At 60.5% G+C, this 12,456-nt stretch carries 17 protein-coding genes; all 17 read right to left on the bottom strand.

From position 1 onward, the window contains the following. Positions 1 to 25: 25 nt before the first annotated feature. A complete protein-coding gene (locus PSEMO_RS16610; protein WP_075804080.1) occupies positions 26 to 424 on the bottom strand; it encodes a DUF2846 domain-containing protein in 399 nt (132 codons plus the stop codon). A gap of 157 nt (positions 425 to 581) precedes the next feature. Next, a complete protein-coding gene (locus PSEMO_RS32960) occupies positions 582 to 1,151 on the bottom strand; it encodes a hypothetical protein (RefSeq protein WP_144443585.1) in 570 nt (189 codons plus the stop codon). A gap of 479 nt (positions 1,152 to 1,630) precedes the next feature. Continuing rightward, the gene (locus PSEMO_RS32955; protein ID WP_075804079.1) at positions 1,631 to 2,425 is read right to left on the bottom strand and encodes a hypothetical protein; all 795 of its coding nucleotides are present in this window, start codon (positions 2,423 to 2,425) and stop codon (positions 1,631 to 1,633) included. A 140-nt stretch (positions 2,426 to 2,565) separates the two neighbouring features. After that, positions 2,566 to 3,321, bottom strand: a complete 756-nt coding sequence (locus PSEMO_RS16600; RefSeq protein ID WP_075804078.1) for a C40 family peptidase — start codon at positions 3,319 to 3,321, stop codon at positions 2,566 to 2,568. A gap of 2 nt (positions 3,322 to 3,323) precedes the next feature. Then, a complete protein-coding gene (locus PSEMO_RS16595; RefSeq protein WP_075804077.1) occupies positions 3,324 to 4,073 on the bottom strand; it encodes a phage minor tail protein L in 750 nt (249 codons plus the stop codon). Beyond that, entirely contained in the window at positions 4,070 to 4,408 is a 339-nt protein-coding gene (locus PSEMO_RS16590) for a phage tail protein (protein WP_075804076.1), read from the bottom strand. Before PSEMO_RS16590 ends, PSEMO_RS16595 begins: the two co-directional genes overlap by 4 nt. Then, entirely contained in the window at positions 4,408 to 7,671 is a 3,264-nt protein-coding gene (locus PSEMO_RS16585; RefSeq protein WP_075804075.1) for a phage tail tape measure protein, read from the bottom strand. Before PSEMO_RS16585 ends, PSEMO_RS16590 begins: the two co-directional genes overlap by 1 nt. A 28-nt stretch (positions 7,672 to 7,699) precedes the next feature. Beyond that, complete coding sequence (locus PSEMO_RS34035; protein WP_075804074.1) at positions 7,700 to 7,924, bottom strand: hypothetical protein; 225 nt, start codon at positions 7,922 to 7,924, stop codon at positions 7,700 to 7,702. Beyond that, complete coding sequence (locus PSEMO_RS16575; protein ID WP_075804073.1) at positions 7,921 to 8,265, bottom strand: hypothetical protein; 345 nt, start codon at positions 8,263 to 8,265, stop codon at positions 7,921 to 7,923. Before PSEMO_RS16575 ends, PSEMO_RS34035 begins: the two co-directional genes overlap by 4 nt. Positions 8,266 to 8,280: 15 nt before the next feature. Next, a complete protein-coding gene (locus PSEMO_RS16570; RefSeq protein ID WP_075804072.1) occupies positions 8,281 to 8,781 on the bottom strand; it encodes a hypothetical protein in 501 nt (166 codons plus the stop codon). Positions 8,782 to 8,835: 54 nt separating this feature from the next. Beyond that, positions 8,836 to 9,222 (bottom strand): DUF3168 domain-containing protein, encoded by a 387-nt coding sequence (locus tag PSEMO_RS16565; protein WP_075804071.1) that lies wholly within the window; start codon positions 9,220 to 9,222, stop codon positions 8,836 to 8,838. After that, positions 9,215 to 9,772 carry an HK97-gp10 family putative phage morphogenesis protein gene (locus tag PSEMO_RS16560; RefSeq protein WP_075804070.1) on the bottom strand — a complete coding sequence of 186 codons (558 nt, stop codon included), beginning with the start codon at positions 9,770 to 9,772 and terminating at the stop codon, positions 9,215 to 9,217. Before PSEMO_RS16560 ends, PSEMO_RS16565 begins: the two co-directional genes overlap by 8 nt. 3 nt (positions 9,773 to 9,775) lie before the next feature. Next, a complete protein-coding gene (locus tag PSEMO_RS16555; RefSeq protein ID WP_075804069.1) occupies positions 9,776 to 9,958 on the bottom strand; it encodes a hypothetical protein in 183 nt (60 codons plus the stop codon). An 8-nt stretch (positions 9,959 to 9,966) separates the two neighbouring features. Next, entirely contained in the window at positions 9,967 to 10,293 is a 327-nt protein-coding gene (locus PSEMO_RS16550) for a phage head closure protein (protein WP_075804068.1), read from the bottom strand. Further along, on the bottom strand, positions 10,290 to 10,631 hold the full coding sequence (locus PSEMO_RS16545) for a head-tail connector protein (protein WP_075804067.1): 342 nt from the start codon (positions 10,629 to 10,631) through the stop codon (positions 10,290 to 10,292). The genes PSEMO_RS16550 and PSEMO_RS16545 overlap by 4 nt, the downstream gene beginning before the upstream one ends. 3 nt (positions 10,632 to 10,634) lie before the next feature. After that, entirely contained in the window at positions 10,635 to 11,222 is a 588-nt protein-coding gene (locus tag PSEMO_RS33515; RefSeq protein ID WP_075804066.1) for a hypothetical protein, read from the bottom strand. 48 nt (positions 11,223 to 11,270) lie between these two features. Beyond that, the gene (locus PSEMO_RS16535; protein WP_075804065.1) at positions 11,271 to 12,455 is read right to left on the bottom strand and encodes a phage major capsid protein; all 1,185 of its coding nucleotides are present in this window, start codon (positions 12,453 to 12,455) and stop codon (positions 11,271 to 11,273) included. Between the last annotated feature and the right edge of the window lies 1 nt (position 12,456).

Here is a 12,456-nt window from a genome sequence, read left to right as displayed (position 1 = left end):
AAAAGCCGCCCGGAGGCGGCTTGTGTTAATAGGCTGTCGGCGACAAGTCGAGACTCATCGCTGAATCGATTGATATCCTGAATCGCTTCGTACCTCCTGACTGGATGGTGGTCTCACGTTCTTTCAAGCCGCTTCCGCAGGAGGAGGCGGAGAGCATCCGCTCGCCGGGGGACACATAGAATTTTGCTGTCTCACCTGGACCAATCTCTGCTGCGCGACGACCGTCAATGCTGACCTTGGTGTTGCAGCCGCCTCCTGTAAAACCAGTGTCTCTCGTAACCACGATGACTGCCTGATCTTTTGACGAGGACTGGAAGGCGAACAACCGGGAGCTCGGCACCGGGTCCGCTTGCTCCGCCGGAATGGGTGAAGTTGCACACCCCGCCAACATCGCCATCCCTACGGCGCAAATCAAAAATCGCATGTGAACCCTCCTTGAGAAAGGTATGAATCTAGCATTTTAGCGCCTTAACAACGAAACCCCGTGGGGCACCGGGGTTTGGCTTCAACTGCTTGGAGAATTAATAGGTCGCGACCAGAGCTCCAGTATTTCCTTCGCTAGACCTCAGACAGGTTGATAATCACCTGTCTGCCGCTGTGGCCTCGATCGACTGAACCCAGCTACCTGCAACATCCCCAGGCAGCAAGATCACTGGTGACGACGGAGGTGCCACCGGGGCCGCCGGCTTAACTGCACCTGCACCCGGAGCCCCTGGTGCTGCGGGAGCAGCTGGTTTAGCTGCCGCACCATCAAGAACAAATCCTACCTGGGCCGCTGCCACGGCGTACCCCACCGAGTCCTTAGGCAACACTAGAACATTCTTGAACTTCACTGTCACCGTATTGGATCGCGAAGATGAGCGCTCCCCTGATAGCTCGCCACCTACACCGACACCATCACTGACGGCAGGGGCGGAAAGATCAACCTTTAGTTTTCCCCCGTTCTTTGCATCAGCAGCAATTCTAAATGTCACCTCAGCAGATTCAGCAATCAGCCCTGTTTTGACGTCCCCCTGGGCTTGTCGCATAGCGCTGAGGCCTTGACCCACTTGAGTCATTGCATCAACCAAGGTTATATCGCTTGGCTGCGCAATCTGCTGAAAGCATCCCGTCAACGGCGTTAGGCAAAACGCTAGAATTAAGTATCTCATGCTACGCTCCTTGTCATGAGTGGCTTATAGCCACCATGAGAGCGTAGCTGCGATTTCAATCCGCCAGAGCAGAGGTCATCGTTTTTCATTAGCGTTAGAAATCAGCATTTATATCTAGGGCATCCATATCCTGTCTTACACCGTAAACGTGCTTTCTACGCTGCAACGAGGAGTGCTTGGCATGCAAAGCTGACCAAAAAATCTATGAAGCCTTAGGGCCCTCATGCTTTGATGAGCGTACGCGTCCTTCTCATTGACCGATTCCGCGGGATGCCAACCCTATCCGAGTACAAGATCGTTGATGAACCGCCTCCAGTTGGGATGCCCATCCACTCCCGATCTCGCCATATAGTCCTCGACATGCTCTCACATTACGACGATGTCCTAAGTTCAATAACCAAACACCAAGAGCTATTCGACCACTGTGTGCTTGCCGCTAGGTGAAAAACCAAACTCAGAAAGCCCGGCGCTTAGCTGGACTATTCATCTCTCGGCGGCACGATTGCTCGGAATTGAAGAGAAACATCGCAATCAGAATCTCGCGAAACTTCCCATGACGGTTCAGTGAAACCTCCGATCTTTGTATCCAGAAATGCAAACCATCTACGCCCAAGGTCATCTACAAATCGATGAAAATCATCTGGGGCGCGCTCACTATAATACGGCATCCAAAGCAGTCTTGGCACATCAGAATCATTCACCTGCACATAACGATTCACAGTTGCGTATATAAAGCAGTCAATTGAGGAATATGAAGTCATTAACAGACTCCTTGCAAGATCTCTTACAAAATGAGGCTCAAGTGCAGTAAAACCGTCATTAACAAGAACCAGAATCCCAGTTGAATCAGAAGCACCAAAGTGCAACTTTGTCTGCTTTATCTGACCATTCGCCTTCTTAAGAATCCGAGAGATGGGAGGTCGAAATAATCGAATTACTTCATCTGAAAACCAAGCAGGACATGGATAATCATCGTCAGCATTGAAGGGCAACCAGCCTGGCTGCTCCTCAGCAGCCCTCTTAAGGAGTGGCACCATACCTTTTTGAAAGGATGCTGACTTCTCAAACTCCGTCACAATCTCTTTTAACTCTACCACTGTCGGTATTTTAGGAAAAAAGAAATCAGCATTTTGAAAGTTTCTTGGCTCAGGAACTAAATCCTCTACAACATACCCATCAGCCAAGCGCACAAACTCTCGCCAAGCATGCTCAACATTTATGGGATCATGGGGCCCGATATCCCAAAAACCGCCTTCTCCACTCACTGAATCCATGCTCCAAAACCTGAGTAACGAACTATATCAGGTGCGGCCAAAATAGTTTAAAGCCAATCTAGCATCAGAGTCGTAGCACAGCATAGTCCATAAATCATTGGCTCCCCCGTCCACAGGTGGTTTGCTCGCAATAGCGTATCTCAATGCGAGCGTCGATGACGCAGGGCAAACCGTGTACGTTCGAGCCAAGGCCCGCCGAAAACTATGATCTCCGAGGGTCTGCCGTACAGGTGGTGCAGAAGGAATGGGCCAGGGCCGAACACCTCGGTCTGCTCGCCTGGCAGAGCCGGATCTGCACCGAGGTAGATACCAGCATGATTCGGGTGCGCAGTGCGCCCCACGGCCATGACGATCATGTCGCCGCGCTGTGGCTGGCTGACCTGCTGAAATCCGGCAGCCTCGTAGGCCTGCTCATAGAGGCTCGGGCCTTCCGCTCTCTCCCACCACCCCTCTTCCCGCGCGTAGGCTGGGAACTCAAGCCCCCACTCCCGTGCATACCAGTCTGCGCAGATCTGCCAACAGTCCCATGCGCCGTGCACGAATGGCCTGCCGAGCAGCGGCGTGTCGCCGGTCGGGGTGATGGTGCGCAGATCGCCCTCCGGCCAGGACAGGATGTGCCAGGGCAATCCCGTGGCCTCGCACATAGCCAGGTCGCGCGGCGAGGGCCTGCTGGCGGCATCCGGGTGCGAGTGCACGATGCCGATCACCTGGCCCCGGTCTTCCGCCTCGGAGTACTGCTCCGGGGCAATCCGGAACTCCTCGGTCGGCTCGGTAGCCGTATTAGTGCACGGGAAGTAGACCTGCTTGCGCCCGACCGCCAGCAGCAATCCACAGCACTCGCGCGGGTACTCTGCCGCGGCGTGCTGCTGCATGGCGGCAAGGATGTGCTTCAGCATCATCAGCTCCTGGCGATCAGGGAAACGGCGGGGAAGCCGCCGAAGGGGATAGGGTTACCAGCGCCATGGCGGACGATACAGCCGCTGTCGAGACAGCCGTTGCACTGGTCCTTCGCGGGGTCATCAGTCGGGTTGCCGTCCATGTCGTAGTAGGGCCCGGTGTAACCACAGTCAGGGCCGCGGTATCCGTTGGTCATTGCCCAGTGGCAAAGCTGCGTCATCTGCCGGCCAATGGTTTCTCCGCCCACATCCCCGGGGCTGGCCAGCTCCCAGCTCACTTGCTCACCGTTTTCCGACACCTTCTGGTCGATGAACCAGATCTCGATGCTTTCCTGGGTAGGGTCGGCATCGACGTTGCCGCCCGGGAAATTCTCAGCATCCAGGAACTGCCCCAGCGTATGGCGAATGGTCAGCTTGAACTCCAGCAGGTCGTCGAAGGCAAGGCACAAGGCAGTTATCCGGCCTGTGACATTACCCACCGACACCCGGGGCCGGACGGCTGTACCGTCCGAATTCGCCTCGATCCCCTCGATCTGGATGGGCCAGGCGCCGTATTCCTCGCCCTGCCACCAGATCGACTTGGCCGGAAGCTGATCGGCATCGGTACCGGCGGCGCGAAGCTCGTCGGCGGTGTGCGGGATCGAGTGCCCGTGGAAGCGCAGGATATCCGCGCCGAAGTCGCTGCCGTCCAGCTCGAACAGCATGATCTCCGAGCCAGGCTCCAGCTTTTGAATCTGCGCGACAAAGCTCATGGGTGATAGGCCCTTTCGAAGCTGAGTGAAAGAGTGACGATCCCTCCCGGCCTGCGCTGCCGCCGGAACGTCGGGCATTGGTACATGCCGAGGTCATCGCCCGGTGGCGTCCAAAGGAAAGACCGATAGCCGCCATGCCGGCGGACAAAGTCCAGGATCGGCGCCACCTCCTCCTCGGTACCGCCAAACGTGAGCGACCAGGGATCCTCCTCGCTGTTGAGTCCGTCGCCACTGGTCTGTACATAGCCGTCGCCGAACTTGGATTTGCGGACCCGGAAGGTCCCGTCCGAGGTCGCCTCGTCGTCGGGTTCCCAGGTGAACGTCTCGATTGCCATCAACTCCTCCCGTTCACATTTCGGTGGCTGGTTCCTCCGGGCCGCCAGGAATCAGCAATCGCCTTGTCAGCAACCGAGCGCATCCCCCTCTCCATGTTCTGCTGCAGCGCGGCTGCATCAAGTTCCATACCGTCCGAACTGCGGTCCTCGACTGTAATCGCCACGGGCGCATTGATCTGCACGGTGGTGCCACCAGTCGCGCCGCCCACCATTCGCACTCCCAGCGACCCGTCCGAGCCCCTGGCCAGCGGCATGATGGCCTCAGGACCGGCCTCTCCCATCAGCCCTGACTGACCTCCGCTCATGCCAAACGCTGTCGGGGTGTTGACGATGGAGTTGGTGAAAGCGCCGCCCTTGGCGAACTTCTGCACACCGCCGTACCAGGCGCCGCCCTTGGCTTGGGTTGCTGCCCAGGCGTCGATGATTTCAGGGCTGTAGCCCGCCTGGGTTGAGCCGGCGGAAGTCGCTCCACCGCCGAAGTAGGAGCCAGCAGCCGAAATCCCCATGCCCACCAGGCCGCTCAGCAGAGAACTGGCGGCCTGTTGACTGGCGATCCTGGCCATGTCCGCAATGACGCTGCTCGCGAAGTCCTTGAAACTAGCCTTGCCGGTACGAGCGAATTCAGCGATGGAGTCGCGCGCTGTGTTGAAGCCGGTGGTGAGCATGTCATCGGAAGCCCCGGCGACATCGGCGGCATCGGCCTGAATGTTCTGCCAGGCGCGGCGAGCGCCATTCCGGTAGTTGCCCTGGGCGGCCAGGCGCGCGTCGTACCCATCGACCTCCATCTGCATCTCGCGGGCCTGATACTCGGCCAGGTCAGCCAAACGCTGCTGGTATGCCGTCTGCCCAAGGCGCCGCGAGGCATCTTCCTGCTGTTCCTCAAGAGCCCGCCGAGCCTCGGCGTACTTGACTCGCACAGCGTTCAGCCGGTCGGCCTGCTCACGCTCGTTGTCGCCAAGACCGACCCCGGTGACATCGGCATCGATAGCGTCCTGCCGCGCCTGGAGCACGACCTCCATGGACTTGCGGTATGCCTCTGCGCTGCTCCGGCGAATCTCCGCCAGCTTCTGCTCCTCCTGCACCCGCTTCTGGATGGTGTCTTCGCCGTAGGCCTGGTTCAGGTTCTTGATGCCGAGCTCCATCTCGGCGGCGGTGACCTTGCCTTCTGCGTGCGCCTTGCGCAGTCCCTTCACCCCTTCGGCCAAATCCTCCAGGCGCTTTTTCTCCGGCAGCGCGCGGTCGATGATGGCATCAAGGGCTTTCAGCTCATCCTTGAGCGACTTGGTGCGGTCCTTGCTGGCGTCCTGCGCATCCTTGTTCGCCTTCTTCTGGGATTCGATGGCATTGGCCGCCGAGAGAATCGCCTGACGATCCGTCTCGGTAAGCTCGGCGTTCTCGGCGATGTGCCGGTTTGCAGCCTTCACGGCATCGCCATTGTCTTGCAGCCCGGCGAGTTGCTTTTGCAGCGTGTCCAGGTAGGTCTGGCCGGCGCTGGACATGCCCGCCTTAGCGGCGTTGTTGGCACCGGTCGCGACAGTGTTCTCTTCCGTGACGCCGGTCAGGACCCGCAGGGTTTCCGCGATCAGCCGGGAGCGCTGGTCCGCATCGCTGACGGCCCCGGCCTGGGTGACCCATTGCTGCACTGTCGCCGGCGCGATCTTCAGGCGATCACCGACCTCCTGAAGAATCGGAGATAGATCACCGCCAGCCTTGCGGGCCTCGCCGAGCTTGGCGACCACCTCCTGGAAGTCGCTCAACTGCTGACTGTATCGCCCGCCAGAGTCACGCGCCGGGGCCGTCACGACCGCCGAACGGATGGCCTGGGCCAGGTCGCCATAGGCATCCTTGACCTGGTCGGCAGCAGTAATCTGCTCCTGCTTCCACTTCACCAGCGAGGCTTCGCGCTGGTCACGATTGAGCTTGCCGAACTCCTCGCGCAGCTGCGCGACCGGCTTCTGCATGTCCTCCATGCTGACGCTGGCCTTATCGGCATTTCCACCCAGCAGAAGGAAGCTGGCCGCCGCGGTGCCGGCGAGGATCGCCAGCCCCATCGGGCCACCAAGCGCGGCAAGAAGGCCGCCTGTCGTCACGCGAGTGAGATTGGCCTGGGCAATGGCCAGCGCATCGGTTGAGGCCTTCAGCACCGCCTGCTTCGGAATCAACTGCGCCTGTACGAGCGAAAGACGCTGCATGCCGGTTGCTGCTGCGAGTGATGCTTGGGCCTGCTGAATCTGCGCCTGGGCATAGATGCGCTGGGCGTCGGCGGCGCGCAAGGCGGATTGGGCCGCCTGAATATCGGCAGCACGCTGGGCAAGAGCAGCCTTCAAGGCAAGACCGGCCTTGGCGACGTATAGGGTGATCGCCGCAGCACCAGCGCCACCCATCACGGCGGCCACAGTGCCGATGTTGTCAGCCACAGTAACCAGAACAGCCGCCAGGCCGCCCACTACGCCGGTGCTTTCCTCTGTTTTGCCAAGAAAGACACTGATGGCATTGCCGATATTCACCATTGCGTCTTGGACGCTGGTCGACATCTCCGCCGCAGCTTTGCGGTTGGTATCGACGGTATTCAGCAGGCCGGCGTTCAGCGTTTCAATTGAGAGCTTGCCCTCCACGCCGAGCTTGCGAACCTCTTCCGCGCTCTTGCCGGTTGCACTGGCGATGGCCTGCACGACGGTCGGCATGGCCTGCTGGATCGAAACCCAGTCATCAGCCTCAAGCTTTCCGGTCTGGAGGGCCTTGGAGTAGGAGTCCAGGGCAGAACCGGCCTTGTCAGCGGAAGCGGCATTGGTCACCAGAAGGAAGCTGAAGGAATCGGTGATATCGAGCGTCTGCTGGGTGTTGAAGCCCAGGCTTCGCATGACGTCTGCCGTACGGATGTAAAGCTCTTGCGCCTCGGCCAGCGGGCGGTAGGTTTCGTTGGCGGTCTGGAGCAGGTGCTCTTGCACCACCTGGTACTCGCCCGCGCCGCCAGCGGCAGCCTTCATCCGGTCGGCCATCTGGCCGTATGCATCCACCTGCCGGATGATACCGCCCACCAGGCCGGCACCGGCCACTGCTGCGAATGCGCCCCGGATCAACGCGCCGGCCTGCTGGGCTGCGCTTCCAGTGCTATCGAAGGCCGAATCAACCTTGGCCAGGTTACGATCCATGGACTGCGTAGTGCGGGCGACAACCCGATCGCCCTCGGCGAGCTCTCGGCGCAGCTGGGCGGTGGTGGCCTCGATCTGGACCAGCATGCCCTGAATTTGTTGGTCGGCCATTTCTCTATCCGGCAATTGACGCTATTGACTACTGCCCTCGCCCCCGCAGGAAGGCCTTAAGGCGATCGGACACGCTGGCCCTCTTCTGGGTGGCTGGCTGCTGTTGCGCATGGCCGCGCCCCATCCAATCCAGGCGCGCGTCCAGGGCGATCATGATTTGGGGGATCGGCGTCTTCCAGGCAGTTTCCGGCGGCCAGCCGAGCCAGCCGGTAGCCACGCCGAACAGATAATCGACGTAGCTCCCGTTTCTCACTGCGCTGTGCTGACCGCCTCGGCCTTTCCCCGCTCGGCCACGCTCGGCGGGACCGGATTCAGGAGGAGGGTGATGTACTCGGTCAGCTTGCCGGCCACCGAGGCTACGCCAGAGCGGAAGATCTCGGAGGCAACGACAGCGTGCTGGTCTCGCCCCAGGCCGGCGCCGGCAAGGACGACCTCAGCACTGGAGCCGATGCTCAGCATCCGCATCGACTCCAGCGCACCGCGCAGGCCGCCGAAGTGGCTTTCAATGCGCAGCGCCGCTTCGAGCGTGGGCTGCAAGGTGTAGGTTCGGGCGCCAATCACCAGAGTGACGGTGCCGTGCAAAGCTTCGCTCATGGGCTGCCTCGGTGGTTATGGGGTTACGGCTGCTGGCAGCAGCTCCAGGATCTCGGAGTTGATACCGATGGTCACGTTGCGGCGAACAACGTTGTCGGCCGCACCCGGGGCGACAGTGTTGTTCATCACCTTTCCGCGCAGGTAGAAGGTGGTCGGCGCGATCACCGGTGTAGCATCCGGATCACCATCGTTGAGGGTGATCTTGATGTTGTAGTCACCCTTGCTACGATCCTTGTGAGCAGTCTTCACGGCGTTCTGACCGGCATCGCCGTTGTCCAGACCGACGGTGACCGTGAGGTCGCCTGCGTCAGCGGTGCCCTTGTACTTGCGCACACGGCCATCCTCCAGCGAGGTGAAAGTCACGCTGCTGAAGGTGTCACCGAATTCACCCAAGTCTTCGATCTCGCCAACGCGAACGTAGGTGTCGGCCTCGTACTCGGCCTTGGTTTCAGCGCCGGTCTTGCCGCCAATGAAAAGACGGCAGCCGGCGGCTGTGTTGAGGTTGTCATCGGCCATAGGGGTTCCTCCAAAGGCACATTGGATTGAGCCGCGGCGCGGCCATTAGGTGATTCAGTGGGTGGTGATGACGCGGACTGTGATCGAGCCCTGGTAAGTGATGCCGTCGGCATCGCGCTGGGCGCCGACCTGCTCAACCCGGACCGATACGGCACGGCCAACTTCGAGCGGCAGCCGGCGCTCATCCAGCGCGGCGGCGACCTCGCCGTTGATGCGCTTGACCTCAGCCTGGCCTACCGCATCAGACCAGACGGACAGATACAGCAGGCGCTGCTGCCGCTTGCGGCCGGCGATGGGGCTGATGTTCGTCGAGATCTCGCGGTCGATGGACACGTAGGGCTTCGGGGTGTTGATGTCCGCGCCATCGTAGATCGGACAGCTCACCTCGGCGCGCAGCCTGGCGAATAGAGCTTTCTGCAGCGCTACAGATGGATCAGCCATTTTCGAATCCTCGGGCAGCCTTCCGCAGGGTCAGGCGGACCGCCGCCTCAATGTCAGCCAGCACGAACTCCCTGTTCACATCGATCGAGGGTCGTATCCATGGGTGGGCTGGCCGGGCCGGAACATCGGGGTACTTGCCGAAGAAGCTCGTCCCATCGGATTTGTTCTTAGTTCCGCGCGGCTGCCGCAGTTTCGATTTGTCGCGGTTGGTGGTATGAGCTCCGCCAACCGCACTGGCATCAGCCCGCCGGTACATCGACCCGGAATAGCCCTTGGTGCCGAACTCTAGGAAGCGCAGGTAGAAGAACCGACGATTGTCACGCTTACCTCGAATACCGACCTGAGCATCCAGGCCGCTGGGCGAGACATAGACCCTCAGCGCAGCAGCTGCCGCCCCAGTGTCCTTGGGGATCAGTTGCCTCTGGGTGGCGAGTATCCGATCCGCTGACCGCTCAACCGCCGGCCTGAGCTCGTTGTCCATGGTCTTGTGGATGGCCCGAAGGGTCCGGCGCAACCGGATGTCGCCTCGGATACTCGAGCGCCTGGCCATGACCTACTCCTTGGCGCTTTCGGGTTTTGCCGGGCGGGCCGGCTTGTCGGCGGCTGCCTCGACAACTTCTTCGGCATAACCGCGGGTGACCAAGCCCTCCCCGTACTCCTTGTCGACGACAAACTCCTCGCCCTTCGCGCGATCTCCGGAAGCACCGGTAAGCACGCCCAATGCACGAATCTTCATGGTTCACCTCATGGATTGGGGACACTGGAGCACAGAAGGCGCAGCATGTCCCGATCGTTGTTGGGCAGCACTGCCTCGACCTTGTAGGTAACGCCGCTGCGTTTCTCGGTAAGCCGCCAGCCGGCGGCGATATCTGAACGAGGCCTGATGCGGATCTCGGCGCTGACCACAGCCTGGAGCTGCTCAGCTACTGGAGATACGCGACCGGTAGGCAGGGTAACTTCCGCCCAGATTTCGCCGGCCTCGACCCAGACCTGGTCGTAGCCGCCCGTATCATTCTGGACTCGCTCACTCCTGGTAAGTCGGCAGCGATTCCTGAGCGGTCCGGCCCTCATACCCCCCACCCGATACGATGGGGAGTCAGCAGCGCTTCAGACCCTCTAGGCATCGCGGTAGCGATAGTGCCGGTCACAACATCTTCACGGTTTGCGTAGAGATGACCCAGGATCAGGAGGCAGGCAGCCTTGATCTGCTTATTGCTGAGCATCGGAAAGTCTCCGGCCTCGCCTGCGGCGATCGCCGCATCCAACGATTGCTGATCGGCGTAAAAGCGGCGGTTCAAATAGTCCATTGCCTGACCTTCGGCCGCCTCTACCAGAAGCTCAAGATACTCGTCATCGTCTTCGGGATCCCGAAGATGGTGCCGAGCAATTTGCATACTGATAACCGGCATCGCTCAATCCTCAAGCGGCTCGAAAGATGCCAGCTTCCTTTGCACCAGATCCTCGGCGTGTCGCCGAGGCGCCGTATAAGCAGCCCCTCCCCGCCGACGCAGCTCGCCTGCATCCATGTAAGAGCGCAGCGGATAGATCTGCACGGCCAGAGGGTTGGCGTTGGCCGGCGACTCCACGCCGGTATCGACACTGGCATCCTCGTCAGCGTCAGCGTCAGCGTCAGCGTGAACACTGTCCGGATCAATGCCACCTGTGTCGGCTGCATCAACATCGGTGGACTCGCCTGCCGTTGAGCCGCCAGTTTCAGGGAAACCTTTGTTAAGCGGGGTCTCGGAACCAGCTGCCGCGGCCCCGGCGACTACCTGACCAGCCGCCGCATCTTCGACTGGCACGGTCAGATCAGTGACGCCGGCACCATCGGCGCCACTGGCCACGGTTTCGATTTTGGTTTCACCTGCCGAGCCGAGCGGCAAGCTCAGCTCGGCAGCAGAGGGCTCCGGACTGCCAGGTTGAGCATCAGCGGACTTCGAAGCTTGCGCCGTGGAGGCTTCCGACTGGCCGGCTGACTGTGTGGTGATCTTGCGTGCCATGAATATTCTCCTGTTAGGCGCCATTGCTGACGCCTCGCTACGGATTGTTTAAGGCGTTCCGGTGAGAGGCCCAGTGACGAAGGCCTCTTCGCGGTAGATGGCAAACGCCAGGCGCTCCTCGGCTCGGATGGACGCCATATTGTTTTCGAAGTCCTTGTCGTTCTCAGTCGAGATCAACACTTCGATTTCCATGCGGTCGTAGATCTGTGCGCCGAGCTTGAACGCGCCCACCAGGAAGTCGTCCTGCGTCATAGCCTGGGTCGACACCACCGGACGGTTCCAGAGCTTGGCACTGGTGCCTTCTTGCGGCTGGCCGATGATGTAGCGACCCTCACCATCCTTGGTCAGCTCGATTGCTGCCCAGTCGATAGGGTTCAGCACGATCCCGTCCGAGGGGAACTCGGCCAGTTCGGCCTGGAGCAGCGCCAGACGCAGCCTGTCGATACGCTGCTCGCCGACGACGGTTACGCCACTAGGCGCGGCATACAGCTGGGCGACGGTCATCAGGCCCTGCAGGTTGGCACCGGTACCGTTGCCGTAGAGCAGCTGCGCCTCCTCGGCCATCAGTAGACCGTAACGGGCTCGGGCGTCGATGTAGCTCTGCAAGGCCTTTGCATCGTCCAGCATCTGCCGGCTCGCCTTGAACAGGTGGGCAATGGTGCGGACGTTCGCGGTAGCCAGAGCAAAGGTGATATCGGAATATGGCTTCGCGGTACCCTCTGCCACCGTCCGCGCGTTGTTGGTGTAGCCTGTCTCGCGGATGTACTCGATGGAGTTCGATTCCGTGGTGCCCGGCGCCACCAGGTCGCGGATGGTCAGCCGGCGTTGAGGCGGCGCGACGACACCCGCAAGGCGTTGCGGGGCGACCAAGTCACCGCCGGTCGCGGTAGTGATGGCTGCACGCGGCACCGACACGCGGCGCGAACCACGGAAGGACGAGTTCATATCCTTCATTTCGTCGCTCTCGATCACCAGAGCGCCAACCGACTTCTGGGGCTCCTCCTGGTGATTGCGATCCCGGCTTGCATTTACAAGCTTCTGCTCAGCCTCGCCCAGACGCGCCTGAAGCTCACCCTGCTTGACCAGCAGTTCGTCGACCTTCGCCTTCGTTTCAGCGCTCATCTCGCCAGAAGCTTTGAGCTGCTTTTCGGTCGCCTCGGCCTGGTTTTTGATCTGGTCGCCAATGCCCTTGAGGCTGGCGTTGAGTTCTTTGACTTGGGCTTCAAAGTCCATT

Source organism: Pseudomonas putida, assembly GCF_001941965.1.
Lineage (GTDB): Bacteria > Pseudomonadota > Gammaproteobacteria > Pseudomonadales > Pseudomonadaceae > Aquipseudomonas > Aquipseudomonas putida_L.
The sequence above is the reverse complement of the archived record's forward strand: the minus strand, read 5'-3'. Positions and strand labels throughout refer to the sequence as shown.

What these genes read in the sequence shown, in the direction of transcription:
- PSEMO_RS16570 (WP_075804072.1), bottom strand. Translation starts at nt 8,781, where the DNA reads ATGGCCGATGACAACCTCAACACAGCCGCCGGCTGCCGTCTTTTCATT.
- PSEMO_RS16535 (WP_075804065.1), bottom strand. Translation starts at nt 12,455, where the DNA reads ATGGACTTTGAAGCCCAAGTCAAAGAACTCAACGCCAGCCTCAAGGGC.
- PSEMO_RS16590 (WP_075804076.1), bottom strand. Translation starts at nt 4,408, where the DNA reads ATGGCAATCGAGACGTTCACCTGGGAACCCGACGACGAGGCGACCTCG.
- PSEMO_RS32955 (WP_075804079.1), bottom strand. Translation starts at nt 2,425, where the DNA reads ATGGATTCAGTGAGTGGAGAAGGCGGTTTTTGGGATATCGGGCCCCAT.
- PSEMO_RS16545 (WP_075804067.1), bottom strand. Translation starts at nt 10,631, where the DNA reads ATGCCGGTTATCAGTATGCAAATTGCTCGGCACCATCTTCGGGATCCC.
- PSEMO_RS16575 (WP_075804073.1), bottom strand. Translation starts at nt 8,265, where the DNA reads ATGAGCGAAGCTTTGCACGGCACCGTCACTCTGGTGATTGGCGCCCGA.
- PSEMO_RS16585 (WP_075804075.1), bottom strand. Translation starts at nt 7,671, where the DNA reads ATGGCCGACCAACAAATTCAGGGCATGCTGGTCCAGATCGAGGCCACC.
- PSEMO_RS16560 (WP_075804070.1), bottom strand. Translation starts at nt 9,772, where the DNA reads ATGGCCAGGCGCTCGAGTATCCGAGGCGACATCCGGTTGCGCCGGACC.
- PSEMO_RS16610 (WP_075804080.1), bottom strand. Translation starts at nt 424, where the DNA reads ATGCGATTTTTGATTTGCGCCGTAGGGATGGCGATGTTGGCGGGGTGT.
- PSEMO_RS16565 (WP_075804071.1), bottom strand. Translation starts at nt 9,222, where the DNA reads ATGGCTGATCCATCTGTAGCGCTGCAGAAAGCTCTATTCGCCAGGCTG.
- PSEMO_RS16550 (WP_075804068.1), bottom strand. Translation starts at nt 10,293, where the DNA reads ATGAGGGCCGGACCGCTCAGGAATCGCTGCCGACTTACCAGGAGTGAG.
- PSEMO_RS16595 (WP_075804077.1), bottom strand. Translation starts at nt 4,073, where the DNA reads ATGAGCTTTGTCGCGCAGATTCAAAAGCTGGAGCCTGGCTCGGAGATC.
- PSEMO_RS32960 (WP_144443585.1), bottom strand. Translation starts at nt 1,151, where the DNA reads ATGAGATACTTAATTCTAGCGTTTTGCCTAACGCCGTTGACGGGATGC.
- PSEMO_RS16600 (WP_075804078.1), bottom strand. Translation starts at nt 3,321, where the DNA reads ATGCTGAAGCACATCCTTGCCGCCATGCAGCAGCACGCCGCGGCAGAG.
- PSEMO_RS33515 (WP_075804066.1), bottom strand. Translation starts at nt 11,222, where the DNA reads ATGGCACGCAAGATCACCACACAGTCAGCCGGCCAGTCGGAAGCCTCC.
- PSEMO_RS16555 (WP_075804069.1), bottom strand. Translation starts at nt 9,958, where the DNA reads ATGAAGATTCGTGCATTGGGCGTGCTTACCGGTGCTTCCGGAGATCGC.